Annotated in this window: 10 protein-coding genes, 6 tRNA genes and 1 rRNA gene; 6 read left to right on the top strand and 11 right to left on the bottom strand. The window is 39.8% G+C overall.

What is annotated here, in order from left to right:
• Positions 1 to 110: 110 nt before the first annotated feature.
• The 7 genes from PVK62_RS11960 to PVK62_RS11930 all read right to left on the bottom strand — a co-directional run bounded on the left by PVK62_RS11960 (position 111) and on the right by PVK62_RS11930 (position 4,604).
• Positions 111 to 1,664, bottom strand: a complete 1,554-nt coding sequence (locus PVK62_RS11960; protein ID WP_274444662.1) for an ABC transporter substrate-binding protein — start codon at positions 1,662 to 1,664, stop codon at positions 111 to 113.
• Positions 1,665 to 1,728: 64 nt separating this feature from the next.
• Entirely contained in the window at positions 1,729 to 3,444 is a 1,716-nt protein-coding gene (locus tag PVK62_RS11955) for a dipeptide ABC transporter ATP-binding protein (RefSeq protein ID WP_274444661.1), read from the bottom strand.
• Positions 3,445 to 3,990: 546 nt separating this feature from the next.
• A tRNA-Pro gene (locus PVK62_RS11950) sits at positions 3,991 to 4,067 on the bottom strand.
• A 71-nt stretch (positions 4,068 to 4,138) separates the two neighbouring features.
• Positions 4,139 to 4,214 (bottom strand) — tRNA-His (locus tag PVK62_RS11945).
• A 42-nt stretch (positions 4,215 to 4,256) separates the two neighbouring features.
• Positions 4,257 to 4,333, bottom strand: a tRNA-Pro gene (locus PVK62_RS11940).
• Positions 4,334 to 4,417: 84 nt separating this feature from the next.
• A tRNA-His gene (locus tag PVK62_RS11935) sits at positions 4,418 to 4,493 on the bottom strand.
• Positions 4,494 to 4,527: 34 nt separating this feature from the next.
• A tRNA-Arg gene (locus PVK62_RS11930) sits at positions 4,528 to 4,604 on the bottom strand.
• 279 nt (positions 4,605 to 4,883) lie between these two features.
• Here PVK62_RS11930 and PVK62_RS11925 point away from each other — a divergent pair.
• Positions 4,884 to 5,291: a c-type cytochrome gene (locus PVK62_RS11925; protein WP_274444660.1), complete on the top strand. Its 408-nt coding sequence runs from the start codon at positions 4,884 to 4,886 to the stop codon at positions 5,289 to 5,291.
• 74 nt (positions 5,292 to 5,365) lie between these two features.
• Here the strand turns inward: PVK62_RS11925 and rep are convergent, their stop codons facing one another.
• Positions 5,366 to 7,381: a DNA helicase Rep gene (rep, locus tag PVK62_RS11920; RefSeq protein ID WP_274444659.1), complete on the bottom strand. Its 2,016-nt coding sequence runs from the start codon at positions 7,379 to 7,381 to the stop codon at positions 5,366 to 5,368.
• 186 nt (positions 7,382 to 7,567) lie between these two features.
• On the opposite strand from rep, the gene PVK62_RS11915 reads away from it, so the two are divergent.
• From PVK62_RS11915 to ubiK, 4 genes are all read left to right on the top strand, one after another.
• Complete coding sequence (locus tag PVK62_RS11915) at positions 7,568 to 8,134, top strand: TetR/AcrR family transcriptional regulator (protein ID WP_274444658.1); 567 nt, start codon at positions 7,568 to 7,570, stop codon at positions 8,132 to 8,134.
• Positions 8,135 to 8,152: 18 nt separating this feature from the next.
• Complete coding sequence (locus PVK62_RS11910) at positions 8,153 to 9,259, top strand: efflux RND transporter periplasmic adaptor subunit (RefSeq protein ID WP_274444657.1); 1,107 nt, start codon at positions 8,153 to 8,155, stop codon at positions 9,257 to 9,259.
• Positions 9,260 to 9,270: 11 nt separating this feature from the next.
• Positions 9,271 to 12,342, top strand: coding sequence for a multidrug efflux RND transporter permease subunit (locus tag PVK62_RS11905; protein WP_274444656.1), 3,072 nt, complete (start codon positions 9,271 to 9,273; stop codon positions 12,340 to 12,342).
• Positions 12,343 to 12,450: 108 nt separating this feature from the next.
• Entirely contained in the window at positions 12,451 to 12,702 is a 252-nt protein-coding gene (gene ubiK, locus PVK62_RS11900; RefSeq protein WP_274444655.1) for a ubiquinone biosynthesis accessory factor UbiK, read from the top strand.
• A gap of 81 nt (positions 12,703 to 12,783) precedes the next feature.
• Here ubiK and ilvC read toward each other — a convergent pair whose 3' ends face one another.
• Positions 12,784 to 14,268, bottom strand: coding sequence for a ketol-acid reductoisomerase (gene ilvC, locus PVK62_RS11895; protein ID WP_274444654.1), 1,485 nt, complete (start codon positions 14,266 to 14,268; stop codon positions 12,784 to 12,786).
• 126 nt (positions 14,269 to 14,394) lie between these two features.
• On the opposite strand from ilvC, the gene ilvY reads away from it, so the two are divergent.
• Entirely contained in the window at positions 14,395 to 15,279 is an 885-nt protein-coding gene (ilvY, locus tag PVK62_RS11890) for an HTH-type transcriptional activator IlvY (protein ID WP_274444653.1), read from the top strand.
• A 49-nt stretch (positions 15,280 to 15,328) separates the two neighbouring features.
• Here the strand turns inward: ilvY and rrf are convergent.
• Positions 15,329 to 15,444: ribosomal RNA gene (gene rrf, locus PVK62_RS11885) — 5S ribosomal RNA — on the bottom strand.
• A 17-nt stretch (positions 15,445 to 15,461) separates the two neighbouring features.
• Positions 15,462 to 15,538 (bottom strand) — tRNA-Thr (locus PVK62_RS11880).
• Between the last annotated feature and the right edge of the window lie 54 nt (positions 15,539 to 15,592).

Raw genomic sequence — 15,592 nt, 5'->3', positions numbered from 1 at the left:
TAGAAAATATATCCATATCTAACAAGTTGTTGGTATTGCTTTTTTATCAATGAATCTCTTATGGCAAATAAAGGTTGCCCTGAATATCAGGACACCCTGTTTACAGGCAGTTACTTAACGACTAAATCGCCAAAATATGGGTATTCCATTGCATTTACGATTGGTTTGATATCAATGTTAGATTTCGCACCCCATGCAAGGTTTTGCCAATGTAGTGGAACAAACGCCGCATCGTTATACAGCGTGTCTTCTACTGTTTTTAGCATTTGGCTACGTTTCGCAGGATCCGTTTCCACATTTGCCGCTTCAACTAAACGGTCAATTTCAGGGTTTGAGTAATGACCACAGTTGTACTGGCCTTTACCTGTCTCTTCATTACGAGTCATTGTTAGGAACTCAGAGAAGTTTGCTGAATCTTCTGTATCTGAATGCCAACCGATCATCATCATGTCCGCAGAACATAGATCAAATTCAGGCCAGTATTGCGCTTTAGGTAAGGTTTTTAGATCAACCTTAATACCAATTTTTGATAGCATTGCCGCAGCCGCTTGTGCCACTTTTGCATCATTAACATAACGGTTATTTGGTGCCATCATGCTAAGTTTGAAGCCTTTCTCGTAACCTGCTTCTTTCATTAGCTGTTTTGCTTTTTTAAGATCGTAACGTGGTACTAGATCAGCATCGTAGCCAGAATAACCAGATGGACCTTGTTGACCTGCTGCTGTAGCAAATCCTTTCATTATCTTCTTAACAATACCTTCATTATTGATTGCATGAACGATTGCCTGACGAACACGAACATCTTTAAGCGCTTCATTGCTGTTTTGGTTCATTTGGAAGGTAATGATACGAGTACCTGGTAGCGTAACTAAATCGATACCTTTGGTATTTTTCACTCGTTTGTGATCATTTGGAGCCACTGGAGCGATAATATCTACATCACCTGAAAGTAAAGCAGCAACACGTGTGGCATTTTCTTTGATTGGAACAAGAGTTAATTCATCTACGTTACCTGGAGAATTTTTATCCCAGTAACCATCAAAGCGATCAAAGACAACTTTTACGCCTTGCTCACGAGATTTAACGACAAATGGACCGGTACCAGAGATGTGCGTTGAAGCAAATGAATTACCGTGTTTTACGATTTCAGATTTATCTTTACCCTCTTCTGTTTTGCCAGAATAGAACTTACTGTCCATTGGGAAAAGATAGGTTGCTGTCTGTAAAACTAACGGATAAGCACCTTTAGAAACAAGTTCAACAGTGTAATCATCAATTTTAACTAGTTTTTCATACGGTTCGAAAATCGCTTTAAAATCAGGAGAGTCTTTTAAACGATCAAATGTCCACACCACATCATCAGCCGTCATTTCATTACCTGAATGAAATTTCACGCCTTTACGTAGATTAAAACGGAAGGTTTTGTCATCAATACGTTCCCACTTTTCAGCAAGACGTGGTTCAAAGTCAAATGACTGCGTATAACGAACTAGAGGATCAAACACCATATGAGAAAGTTGTAGTGTACCGCCAGACAATTGCTCATGTGGATCAAGTGATACTGGATCGGCATCATAAGCAACGGTAATGTCAGCGGCGGCTGCACTAAAACTTAGGCCTGCAGCCATAAGCGCGATAGCCAATTTGGTCTTTATGGTTTTCATTGCATAACTCCTTATGCGGGAATATATCCCTAGTTTGTTGTATTTGTACTTATTATTTGACGGTTTATACCGCTGTTATATTTTCTCTTAAACCTTTAAATTCTGGCATAAGGGAAATTAATTGCTTGCTGTATTCATTCTGAGGGTTGGTATAAAGATTTTCAGTTGGAGCCACTTCTAGCAACTTACCCATCTGCATCACACCAACTCGATCACACATCTGACGAATAACAGGTAAATCATGACTGATAAACAACATGGTTAAATTTAACTCACTTTGTAAATCTTTTAATAAGTTGAGGATTTGTGCTTGAACCGATACATCTAATGCAGAGGTTGGCTCATCACAAATTAAGAGACGTGGGCGCGTTGCTAGTGCACGAGCAATCGAAATGCGCTGACGTTGACCACCAGAAAACTCATGCGGATACTTCAATGCCGCCATTCTCCCCAACCCGACGTGATCGAGAAGATCATTCACGATCTGTTGCGTTTCAGCTTCTGAGCCTGTTAGTTTATGAAAACGGATAGGCTCTGCGATGATATCGAAGATTTTCATACGCGGATTCATCGAAGTGTATGGGTTTTGGAAAACCATTTGCATTTGACGGCGCATCGGACGACGTTCTTTCTCTGATTTCAATGCGGTCAAATCAATGCCTTCAAAGGTAACCGTTCCTTCATTTGGCGGATATAAACCAGCAATAACACGAGCAATGGTTGATTTGCCAGATCCAGACTCTCCGACAAGACCAAACGTTTCGCCTTCATGGATCTCAAAGCTAACATTGTTTGAGGCTTGAACGTATTCACGGCGACTTTCAAACATAGAGTCTTTCGTTACAAAACGAAGGCTAACGTTATCTACTTTTAATAATGGGCCTGAATATTCACGATGATCTTGGCTTTGTCCTAACCAGTGCGTCTTTACATCGATACATTCATGCTCAACGGCTTCTTCAATGTAACTTACCAGTGGAAAACGATCTAATTTAATATCTGAACGTGGTACTGCTGAAATTAGACTACGAGTATAAGAATGATCAGGATCTCCCAATACTCTTTCGGTTTTACCAAACTCGACAAGATCACCACGGAACATTACCGCGACTTTATCAGTGACGTTCGAGACGACTCCCATATCATGAGTCACTAACATGCAGCCGACATTTTTCTCAATGCAGAGATCTCGAATAAGGGTTAGGATTTGATCTTGAATAGAAACATCCAGTGCCGTCGTTGGTTCATCAGCAATGATAAGATCCGGTTCACCAGCTAAAGCGATAGCGATAACTACACGCTGACGCATGCCCCCGGAAAATTGATGTGGGTATTGCTTAAGACGATTTTCAGGTTGCGGTATACCTACTTGCTTCATTAGAGATAAAGCACGCTCATAGGCCTCTGCAGCTGATACTTTTAAATTCGCGTGGATGGTTTCTGTTATTTGCTGTTCGACAGTAAATAGAGGATTTAGGGATGTCATCGGATCTTGGAAGATGAATCCGATTTTAGAACCTCTAACTTTACGCATCGCTTCTGTTGATAGGCCAGAGATTTTCTCTCCATCTAGAAAAACCTCTCCACTAGCAATAATGCCAGGAGGGCTTAATAGATCAATAACAGCATTACCTACCGTTGATTTACCCGCTCCAGATTCACCAACAACCCCTACAATCTCACCACGCTCTATTGAAAACGATAATGATTTAACAGCAGCATGTACTCCATGACGAGATGGGTATTCGATGCGTAAATTTTTAACTTCTAAAAGTGACATTATCAGACTCCGACTACTCGGCAGCATCCTGCCCTGTCTGTACATTGATTCCATTCGAAACAGCAAAATACTGCAACATGATTAGGACACCAATGTAGTCAATTATTCACATAAAAGCAACAAACAAAGAGTATAAAACTGATATATGCCATTATCCTGCATAAACAGTCAGGCTAGCAGCTATTAACAGAAATCTATGACTAAAAACAAGATTCAAACAAAACAGTTAGTTAGTGGCAAAAAAAATAATTAATAGCCTAACTTTCAACACCGCCTAATTTAGATAAATAAACATAAATATATTTAACATTTAAAATAACGTTTTAATTGGGATAAATGATGAAATACAGCGTTTACGTAAGAGATCTAATAAAAAACTAGTGTAAACAATCAAAATAAACATAAAAAAAAGTGATAGAAACTTGAGATAAAAAATGAAATTCTAGAATAGATCACCATGTGAAATAGTGATTTTGTGATGAAGATTAGAATAATATAAAGCAGAAATGAAAAAAGCCTCGTCATTTCTGACGAGGCTTTTAAATGTGGTCGGTGAAGAGGGATTCGAACCCCCGACCCTCTGGTCCCAAACCAGATGCGCTACCAAGCTGCGCTATTCACCGAGTTTTTATTTGATTCCTGGGATGTTACTTGAATCAAAAGGGAAACTGTTTTTACAGTTACCAAAAATTAATGGGGTGGCTAACGAGATTCGAACTCGCGACCACCGGAATCACAATCCAGGGCTCTACCAACTGAGCTATAGCCACCACTAACTTTTTATATAACCGCTATTGCGATTATTGAAATAGTGGTCGGTGAAGAGGGATTCGAACCCCCGACCCTCTGGTCCCAAACCAGATGCGCTACCAAGCTGCGCTATTCACCGACGAATTTTGTTTCGATTCTTGGGATGTTTCTTGAATCAAAACTGGAAACCTTATTTACTACGTAAAATCAGTTACCAAAATAATGGGGTGGCTAACGAGATTCGAACTCGCGACCACCGGAATCACAATCCAGGGCTCTACCAACTGAGCTATAGCCACCACTATTTTTTGCGCCTTTAATTTATATTCCGGATGGCACGCCCGAAAGGATTCGAACCTTCGACCTTTGGCTCCGGAGGCCAACGCTCTATCCAACTGAGCTACGGGCGTATACCCTATCGGCGGAGAAGAATAATACGGATATGAGCCACCTTCGTCTAGTGTTTTTTTTACTTTTTTTATCGTTTGGTCTCTTTTTCGACAATTCCTTGCTATTTATCCTCATTTTCTTTGAGCTTAGTGGTTTATTGCAACAATTTAAGCAGATATAATTACTCGATATTTACATGAAATTAACGAAACTATTTTCTAAGTACGTTTTTTATCTCTGTAAATACAATAAAATGGGCTTTAGCCAATAATAATAACTGGGAGTGTAAAGTGAGCTTTATGGAAAAATCTATTCGCAACATCATTATTGCAACGGTTGCAGCATTAACGTTTTCAACTACCTCTTTTGCAGCAGGTAATTCTGAGGATGCAATTGCTGAACGAATTAAACCCGTTGGCCAAGTTTATCTAGCAAGTGATGTCGCTGTTGTAGAAGAACCAACAGGACCTCGCTCAGGAGACCAAGTTTACAATACTTTTTGTATTGCTTGTCACTCCACAGGTGCGGCAGGGGCTCCAAAAACACAAAATGCAGCAGATTGGGCTCCTCGTATCGCTAAAGGTATGGATGTACTAAATAATCATGCACTAAATGGCTTTAATGCTATGCCTGCTCGTGGTTCTTGTATGGACTGTTCTGATGATGAAGTACTTGCAGCGGTTGAGCATCTTATTAAAGGGCTATGATTTAATTATTATCCCCTTTTAGCTCAATCATAAAAAATGCCCACTGTATTATCAGTGGGCATTTTTATATCTGTTTACTTCTTCAGCATGGCCCTAAGGTTAGCAATATTGGCTTTCCCTCTTTCCATCCTTTCTTCTTGAGTGGGTTTTGGCTTTTTCATTTCCCAATCCAAATCATCATGTGGCAGCTCTTCAAGAAAACGACTTGGCTCAGGACGAATTAACTCTCCATACTGACGGCGCTCTTTACATAGGGTAAACGTCAACTCTTTCTGTGCTCGCGTTATTCCTACATAAGTCAAACGACGCTCTTCTTCTACATTATCTTCATCAATGCTCACTTGGTGAGGTAAAATCCCCTCTTCTGCACCAATTAAGTAAACATAAGGGAATTCTAAGCCTTTTGAAGCATGCAAGGTCATTAACTGTACCTGATCGGCACCATCCTCATCTTCTCCTCGCTCCATCATGTCACGCAAAGTAAGGCGCTGAACCACTTCTTTTAATGTCTTTTCTTCTTTGTCATAGTTATCGCCCTCAAGATCAGCAACAATCCATGAATATAAGTCCGAGACATTTTTCATCCTCATCTCTGCCGCTTTTGAACTGGTAGATGTTTCATATAACCAATCTTCGTAATGAATATCTTTCACTAACGAACGAACCGCTTCAACCGTGTTACCACGCTCAGCGTTTTCTGAAATAGACACAACCCAATGGGAGAAACGGCGTAAAGATTCTAGCCCTCGTCCCGATAGCGTTTGCTCTAGCCCCATTTCAAAACTGGCTTCAAATAAACTTTTACCTCGCATATTGGCATAGGTACCGAGCTTTTCTAATGTTACCGGGCCAATTTCACGACGTGGAGTGTTCACTACACGTAAAAAGGCATTGTCATCATCGGGATTTGTCAGCAATCGAAGATAAGCCATGATGTCTTTTATTTCAGCACGGGAGAAGAACGATGTCCCTCCGGAGATCTTATAAGGTACTCGGTTTTGCATCAGGGATTTTTCAATCAAACGAGATTGATGATTACCGCGGTATAACACGGCGTAATCTTTATAATCTGTTCGGTTTAAAAAGCGATGTGCAATGATCTCTCCGACAACTCGCTCGGCTTCATGCTCATCATCTTTTGCTGTTAGTACCTTAATTTGTTCACCGTCTGGAATTTCTGAAAACAGACGCTTTTCAAATACGTGAGGGTTATTGGCAATTAATATATTAGCCGCACGTAAAATTCGACTGGTAGAACGGTAATTCTGCTCTAGTTTTATCACTCGTAAAGCAGGGTAGTCTTCACTCAGCAGAACAAGATTTTGAGGTTTTGCCCCACGCCATGAATAAATAGACTGATCATCATCACCCACCACGGTTAGTCGCCCTCTTTCACCAACTAATAGCTTAACTAGCTCATATTGGCTGGTGTTCGTATCTTGGTATTCATCCACTAAAAGATAGCGGATCTTCATCTGCCAGCGTTCACGCACGTCTTGATTGTTGCGGAGTAATAATACCGGCAATGAAATAAGATCATCAAAATCAAGGGCGTTATAGGCTTTCATTTGAGTAAGATACATTTCATAACAAAAGGCGAATAGCTGATCTTGCTCAGAGCGAGCAAAGCCTTTGACTTGGGTTGGTGTCAGCATCTCATTTTTCCAGTTTGAGATACTGCTCAATAACTGACGTAATAAGTCTTTATCACCATCGATCTGCTTTTCTGTTAATTCTTTTAGTAAAGCGAGCTGATCCTGATCATCAAATAAAGAGAACCCAGATTTTAAGCCTAATAGTTTATATTCTCGACGAATAATATCTAGGCCTAACGAGTGAAAAGTAGAGACCATTAAACCACGCGCCTCTTGCTTATTCAGTGTTTGCCCTACACGCTCTTTCATTTCACGAGCGGCTTTATTGGTAAATGTAACAGCGGCAATATTTCTGGCTTTATAGCCACATTGCTGTACGAGGTAAGCTATTTTGTTGGTGATCACACGTGTCTTACCAGACCCTGCACCTGCCAATACTAAACATGGTCCAGAGACAAACTTTACTGCTTCATCTTGTTGTGGATTAAGTCTCATGAATCACCTATAAAATCAATAATGAATATTTGTGCCTATAATAAAGCTGTCGATGATGGAATACCATGTAAACCATCGATGAAAAAGTGTGATCTTTACGTTTCTTGACACAAAAATAGATTACATTTTATTCATCGTAGCCTAAAATAATGAATGAACGTTCATTCATTTCATAAGGACGCATTTATGAAGGAAAAGCGTCAGCTCATTCTTGAATCTGCTGAGCAATTATTGGCTACCGATGGATTTCGTGGCTTATCTATGAAAAAAGTAGCGACTCAGGCAGGCGTTGCTGCCGGCACGATATATCGCTATTTTGATGATAAAGAAGCCTTAATCGAAGAAATAAAACTGAATATCATGCAGCGTGTTGCATTTGCCATCCAAGAGAATGTGCAAGATTCAGATCCCATTAAAGTTCGATTTCGTACTATGTGGTTAAACATTTGGTACTTTGCTATTTCAGAGAAGAATACTTTTTTGAATCGCAATCAATACGACTCTCTCCCTTCTACTGACCTAGTGAAATTTAAGGAACTAGAGGAAAAAATGTTTGCCCAAGTAAATCGACTCTTTATCGATGGACTTGAACAGGGTGTATTTAAACCTCTTAGCGTAGAAATATTAACAGGCCTTAGCTTAGAAGCGAGTGTTTGTTTAGCTCGAAAACATGCCCAAGGTTTTTTTACTTTAACAAACGATGATCTCGATGCGGCAATTGAAGCCAGTTGGGACGCTATTATTAAACACTAATTTGGAGTTCTAATCAGAATGAAAAAGTGGACTTTCTTTATGTTACTTCTTGCACTGCTTCTTTTCGGTAGTGTGATTGGTTTTAACATGTTTAAACAACAAAAAATCGCTGAATATATGGCTAACCGACCAGAACCTGAATTCCCTGTTACGGTTGAAACCATTGCCTCATCTCATTGGACTCCAACCATTGAAGCTATTGGTTTTATTGAACCTAACCAAGGCGTTACCTTAACAACTGAAGTTAACGGTATTATTGATAAAATTTCATTTGATTCTGGTAGCCAAGTTAAAGAAGGTCAATTATTGATCTCTCTTGATTCTAAAGTAGAAAAAGCTAACTTGAAGAGTACTCAAGCTCGCTTACCCGCAGCGGAAGCAAAATATAAGCGTTATAAGGGCTTATATAAGAAAGGTTCTATTTCAAAAGAAGCGTACGATGAGGCAGAAGCAAACTACTTCTCTCTTGCTGCTGATATTGAAGGAATGAAAGCATCTATCGATCGTCGAGAGATCAAAGCCCCTTTTAGTGGTGTTATCGGTATTCGTAATGTTTACCTAGGTCAATACCTACAGCCAAGCACTGATATCGTTCGTCTAGAAGATACGAGTGTAATGCGCTTACGCTTTACTGTTCCTCAAACTGATATCTCGCGCATCAATATTGGACAAGAGATCGATATCTCAATTGATTCTTATCCTGCGGACATCTTTAAAGGGTCGATTAGCGCTATTGAACCTGCGGTAAATATCCAAAGTGGCTTAATCGAGGTTCAAGCTGATATCCCTAATAATGGTGGCAAATTACGTAGCGGTATGTTCGCTCGTGCTGAAATCATTCTACCTACACTAGAAAACCAAGTTGTTATCCCTCAAACATCAATCACCTATACTCTTTATGGCGATAATGTTTATCTTGTTACAGAAAAAGATGGTGTAAAACGCGTTCAACAGCACGTTGTAAAAGTAGGTGAGCGTTCAGAAGCAATTGCTCATATCCTTGAGGGTGTTAAGGCTGGCGATATGGTTGTAACCACAGGTCAGGTTCGTCTAAGTAATGATGCGAAAGTTCGCATTGTGCAAAGCGATGCAACAACACCACCTGCTGAAACACCAATGCTGTAACCGGAGGAACTATGCGCTTTACTGATGTTTTTATTAAACGTCCAGTTTTAGCGGTATCGATCAGCTTTTTGATTGCTTTGCTTGGGATCCAAGCAATTTTCAAAATGCAGGTTCGTGAATACCCTGAAATGACGAATACCGTTGTAACGGTAACAACTAGCTACTACGGGGCGAGTGCTGACCTTATCCAAGGTTTTATTACTCAACCCTTAGAGCAAGCCGTGGCTCAAGCCGATAACATCGACTTTATGACGTCACAATCAGTAATGGGGAAATCTACCATTACTGTAACCATGAAGTTGAATACTGACCCAAATGCAGCCCTGTCTGATATTTTGGCTAAGACAAACTCTGTTCGCTCTCAGTTACCAAAAGAATCTGAAGATCCAACAGTAACCATGTCTACAGGCTCAACAACTGCGGTACTTTATATTGGTTTTACTAGTGATGAATTAGTATCAAGCCAGATTACCGACTACTTAGAGCGAGTTGTTAACCCTCAACTATTTACTGTTAATGGTGTTTCAAAAGTAGATCTTTATGGTGGCATGAAGTACGCGTTACGTATCTGGCTAGATCCAGCACGTATGGCTGCTATTGATATGACGGCAACGGATGTTATGGGCGTTTTAAGTGCTAATAACTTCCAATCTGCCGCAGGTCAAGCTACCGGTGAGTTTGTTCTTTATAACGGCAGTGCTGATACTCAAGTTTCTAATGTTGAAGAATTAGAAAATCTTGTTATTAGAACGAGTAATGGTGAAATTGTTCGCCTGAGCGATATCGCAAAAGTGTCTCTTGAAAAGAGCCATGACGTTTACCGTGCAAGTGCTAACGGACAAGAAGCCGTTGTTGCAGCAATTAATGCCGCTCCAAGTGCCAACCCGATTAATATTGCCGCTGATGTTCTTGATCTTCTTCCTCAATTAGAGAAGAACTTGCCAAGTAATATCAAAATGAACATCATGTATGATTCTACGATTGCGATTAATGAGTCCATTCATGAAGTAATCAAAACCATCATTGAAGCTGCATTAATTGTACTGGTTGTAATTACCTTATTCTTAGGTTCATTCCGAGCGGTAATCATTCCAATCGTTACTATTCCATTATCACTTGTTGGTGTGGCAATGGTTATGCAAGCGATGGGTTTCTCATGGAACTTGATGACACTACTCGCAATGGTACTCGCCATCGGCTTAGTTGTAGATGATGCTATCGTTGTTTTAGAAAACGTCGACCGTCATATTAAGTTAGGTGAAACCCCTTTCAGAGCAGCAATTATAGGTACTCGTGAAATTGCGATTCCTGTTATAGCAATGACATTAACACTTGGTGCGGTATATGCTCCAATTGCAATGATGGGTGGTATTACAGGCTCTCTATTTAAAGAATTTGCATTAACCCTAGCTGGCGCCGTATTTGTTTCTGGTATCGTAGCATTAACACTGTCACCTATGATGTGTTCTAAAATGCTAGTTGCAAATGAAGAACCAAATCGTTTTGAGAAAAAAGTACATCATATCTTAGACAACATGAGTGATCGTTATGAGCGTATGTTAAATAGCATCATGACTCGTCGCCCTGTAATTATTGGTTTTGCTGTTATTGTTTTTGCTTCCCTTCCATTGTTATTTAAGTTCATTCCAAGTGAACTCGCACCATCGGAAGATAAAGGGGTAATTATGTTGATGGGTACAGCACCTTCAACGGCAAATCTTGATTACATGCAGAACACAATGAATGATGTAAATAAGATCTTATCAAATCAACCAGAAGTTGGATTTGCTCAAGTATTTACCGGTGTTCCTAATGCGAACCAAGCCTTTGGTATCGCATCAATGGTTCCTTGGAGTGAGCGAACAACAAGCCAAGCTGAAGTAACTAAACGTGTTGGTGAATTAGTTCAAGATATTCCTGGCATGGCTGTAACTGCTTTCCAAATGCCTGAACTTCCAGGTGCTGGCTCTGGTCTTCCAATTCAATTTGTTATTACAACACCAAATAGTTTTGAAAGTTTATTCCAAATAGCAACTGAAGTACTAACTAGTGTTAAAGGTAGCCCACTGTTTGTCTATTCTGATCTTGATTTGAATTTTGATTCAGCAACAATGAAAATCAATATCGATAAAGATAAAGCAGGCGCTTACGGTATTACCATGCAAGATATTGGTATTACACTAAGCACGATGATGGCTGATGGTTACGTAAACCGAATCGACCTTAGCGGACGTTCGTATGAGGTTATTCCTCAAGTAGAGCGTAAGTATCGTCTAAACCCTGAATCAATGAATCACTATTACGTTCGTTCAACCAGTGGTGAAGCTGTTCCTCTAGGAAGCCTAATATCTATCGATGTTGTTGCTGAACCTAGATCACTGCCTCACTTCAACCAATTGAACTCCGCGACCATTGGTGCAGTACCTTCTCCGGGTATCGCTATGGGTGATGCGATTGTATGGTTTGAAAATTTGGCGACTAACACACTACCAAGTGGCTATAACCATGACTATATGGGTGAAGCTCGTCAGTACGTAACTGAGGGTAGCGCTTTATATGCTACGTTTGGATTAGCACTCGCGATCATCTTCTTGGTTCTTGCTATTCAATTTGAATCAGTACGAGATCCATTAGTTATCATGGTATCTGTTCCGCTAGCAATTTGTGGTGCTTTAATCGCGCTTGCTTGGGGCGCTGCAACAATGAATATCTACTCTCAAGTAGGTTTGATCACGCTTGTCGGCTTGATTACTAAGCATGGTATTCTTATTTGTGAGGTAGCGAAAGAAGAGCAACTTCATCACCTCAAGAATCGCATGGAAGCCGTAACCGAAGCTGCTAAAGTTCGTCTACGTCCTATCCTAATGACCACTGCGGCGATGATTGCAGGTCTTGTTCCTCTAATGTATGCAAGTGGTGCAGGTGCGGCTCAACGCTTTAGTATTGGTATTGTAATCGTAGCGGGTCTAGCGATTGGTACGTTATTTACACTGTTCGTACTGCCGGTAATTTATAGCTACTTAGCAAGTGAACACAAACCATTACCTATTTTTGAAGAAGGTAAAGAGATTAAAGAATCTTAATGGTTGTTTGCTATTAAAGGCTACTTCGGTAGCCTTTTTTTTATTTCGATAGCGACAATTGGCAAGGCTTTACTTAGAATAAAGAAAATATTCAATTAAGGGTAAATAATGTTTGATCCAAAGAAATTAGAACAAGTAGCAAAACAAATTCATGATTCAATGCCGAAACCAGTAAAAGAGTTGGGTAGCGATGTTGAGCAAAAAGTTCGCCAAGTTATTCAAGGCCAATTAAATAAGCTCGATGTTGTAGGTAGAGAGGAATTTGATGTTCAAACTCAAGTTCTGTTACGCACTCGCCAAAAACTAACGGCAATGGAACAAAAAATGGCTGAATTAGAAGAGAAACTATCAGAAAAGTAATTCGGTAGAAGCATAATTTACGCATAAAAAAATGGCTTAATCATCACTGGTTAAGCCATTTTTATATTCATTTGGTATTAATTAGCCACCAACTGCAATACGCTTCATATCACTCATATAGCTGCGTAGCTCTTCACCAATATATTCTACCGGGTGGTTACGAATTGCTTCATTGACAGCGATTAACGTTGCATTATCAACTTGATTTGATGTTTCGCCTAAACCACGACCAATTACGTTAGTCTCAACTGATGGCATAAACTTCTCACGAAGTAGTGGCGTTGCTACATTAGCAAATAAATAGTTACCATATTCAGCCGTATCAGAAATTACTACATTCATTTCATACAAGCGCTTACGAGCAACTGTATTTGCAATTAGTGGTAACTCATGCAGTGATTCGTAGTATGCAGACTCATCAACAATACCTGATGAAGTCATTGCTTCAAAGGCTAATTCAACACCAGCACGAACCATAGCAACAAGTAGAATGCCGTTATCAAAATATTCTTGCTCTGAAATCTCTATGTCTGACTCAGGGTAATTTTCAAATGCAGTTTGACCTGTCTCTTCACGCCATCCTAATAGGTTCACATCATCATTCGCCCAATCCTCCATCATGGTACGAGAGAATTCACCTTGAATAATGTCATCCATATGCTTGTTATATAGAGGACGCATTAACTCTTTTAGCTCTTCAGATAATTCGAATGCCTTCACTTTTGCAGGATTAGATAGACGATCCATCATGTGGGTAACACCACCGAACTTAAGTGCTTCGGTAATTGTTTCCCAACCAAACTGTAGCAATTTACCGGCATAACCCGGTTCAATGCCATCAGCGATCATTTTCTCATAAGATACAATTGAACCCGCTTGTAGCATGCCACAAAGAATTGTTTGCTCGCCCATTAAATCAGATTTAACTTCAGCGACAAAAGAAGACTCAAGACAACCAGCTCTGTGGCCACCAGTACCCGCAGCCCATGCTTTTGCTATATCCCAGCCTTCACCTTTTGGATCATTTTCAGGGTGAACAGCAATCAATGTAGGAACACCAAAACCACGCTTATATTCTTCACGTACTTCTGTACCAGGACATTTAGGAGCAACCATAACAACTGTTATATCTTTACGGATCTGCATCCCTTCTTCTACAACATTAAAGCCATGAGAGTAACCAAGCGCAGCACCTTCTTTCATTAGTGGCATTACCGTTTCAACAACATTTGTATGTTGCTTATCTGGCGTTAGGTTAACAACAAGATCTGCTTGAGGAATTAATTTCTCATAGCTAGCAACTTCAAAGCCATTTTCTTTGGCATTTTTATACGACTGACGCTGTTCATCAATCGCCGCTTGACGTAGTGCATATGCTACATCTAAGCCTGAGTCACGCATATTAAGACCTTGATTAAGACCCTGAGCACCACAGCCTACAATAACCACCTTCTTTCCTTTAAGGTAATCAGCTTCTGTTGCAAATTCCTCACGATCCATAAAGCGACAACGACCAAGTTGATCCAACTGCTCGCGTAAATTCAATGTGTTAAAGTAATTAGCCATGATAAAACTCCATAAATATCATTTAATCCATTAGGATGATCTTGTGTATAAAAAGATAATAACGAAAGATTAACATTGTCAAAAGTGATATATTAGCAACACATGATTGCAATATAGGCAACATAAATGAACATAAAACTTCTACAAACTTTCCTGCATCTTTGTGAAAGCCATAGCTTTACTCAAACATCAAAAGCGATGCATTTAAGTCCCTCAGCTTTAAGTCGACAAATTCAAAAATTAGAAGATGACGTTGGACATCCACTTTTTATTAGAGATAATCGAAGTGTTGAACTAACAACAGCGGCTAAGCAACTTATACCTATAGCCTTGAATATATGTGCGGAATGGAGTGGTTACAAAGCAAGCTCTAATACTGTGAATAATGCACTTAAGGGGCAGCTTAATTTATTTTGCTCAGTGACGGCAAGCTACAGTCATTTACCTCAATTATTAAACGACTTTAAAGTTAACTACCCCCATATAGATATTAAATTATCTACCGGCGATCCAGCTCAGGCGATCAATAAGATTGAAACATCAGAAGTCGATATTGCAATATCAGCTCTTCCAGAAACCCTATCAAATAAACTCGCCTTTGAAATTATCAGTGAAATCCCACTTTCGATCATTGCTCCAATTGGTAACAATCACTTCATCAGTGAAATTAATAAAGAAAATACAAATTGGAAATCATTGCCTTTTATTTTGCCTGAATCAGGGACTGCGAGGAATAGAGCAAATCAATGGTTTAAGGAACAGAAAATCAAACCCACAATTTACGCTCAAGTATCAGGGCATGAAGCAATTGTAAGTATGGTGGCGTTAGGCTGCGGTATAGGTATTGCACCAGATGTAGTAATCAATAACAGCCCAGTTAAAGATAAAGTTCAACGCCTAAATATATCGCCTATATCGCCTTTTAAATTAGGATTATGTTGTAAAAAATCAAAACTAAACGACTCTGTCATTCAGGCTCTTTGGCAAGTAGCAGAAAATACATTTATTTAGCGATTAAAACGAAAAAAGGCTTCCCAATGGGAAGCCTTTTAAAATTTGAGCCTAGCGATGTCCTACTCTCACATGGGGAAACCCCACACTACCATCGGCGCTATTATGTTTCACTTCTGAGTTCGGCATGGGATCAGGTGGGTCCATAATGCTATGGTCGCTAAGCAAAATCTGTCAGTAAATGGTGCTGATACCCAGACTCGAACTGGGGACCTCACCCTTACCAAGGGTGCGCTCTACCGGGCTGAGCTATATCAGCAATAAACTATTTACTTTTGTAATCGAAAAAAGCCATCCTTTGGATGGCTTTTTA

The organism is Aliivibrio sp. S3MY1, assembly GCF_028765575.1.
In the GTDB taxonomy this organism is placed as follows: domain Bacteria; phylum Pseudomonadota; class Gammaproteobacteria; order Enterobacterales; family Vibrionaceae; genus Aliivibrio.
Note: the sequence above shows the minus strand (reverse complement) of the source record. Positions and strands in the feature narration are given on the sequence as shown.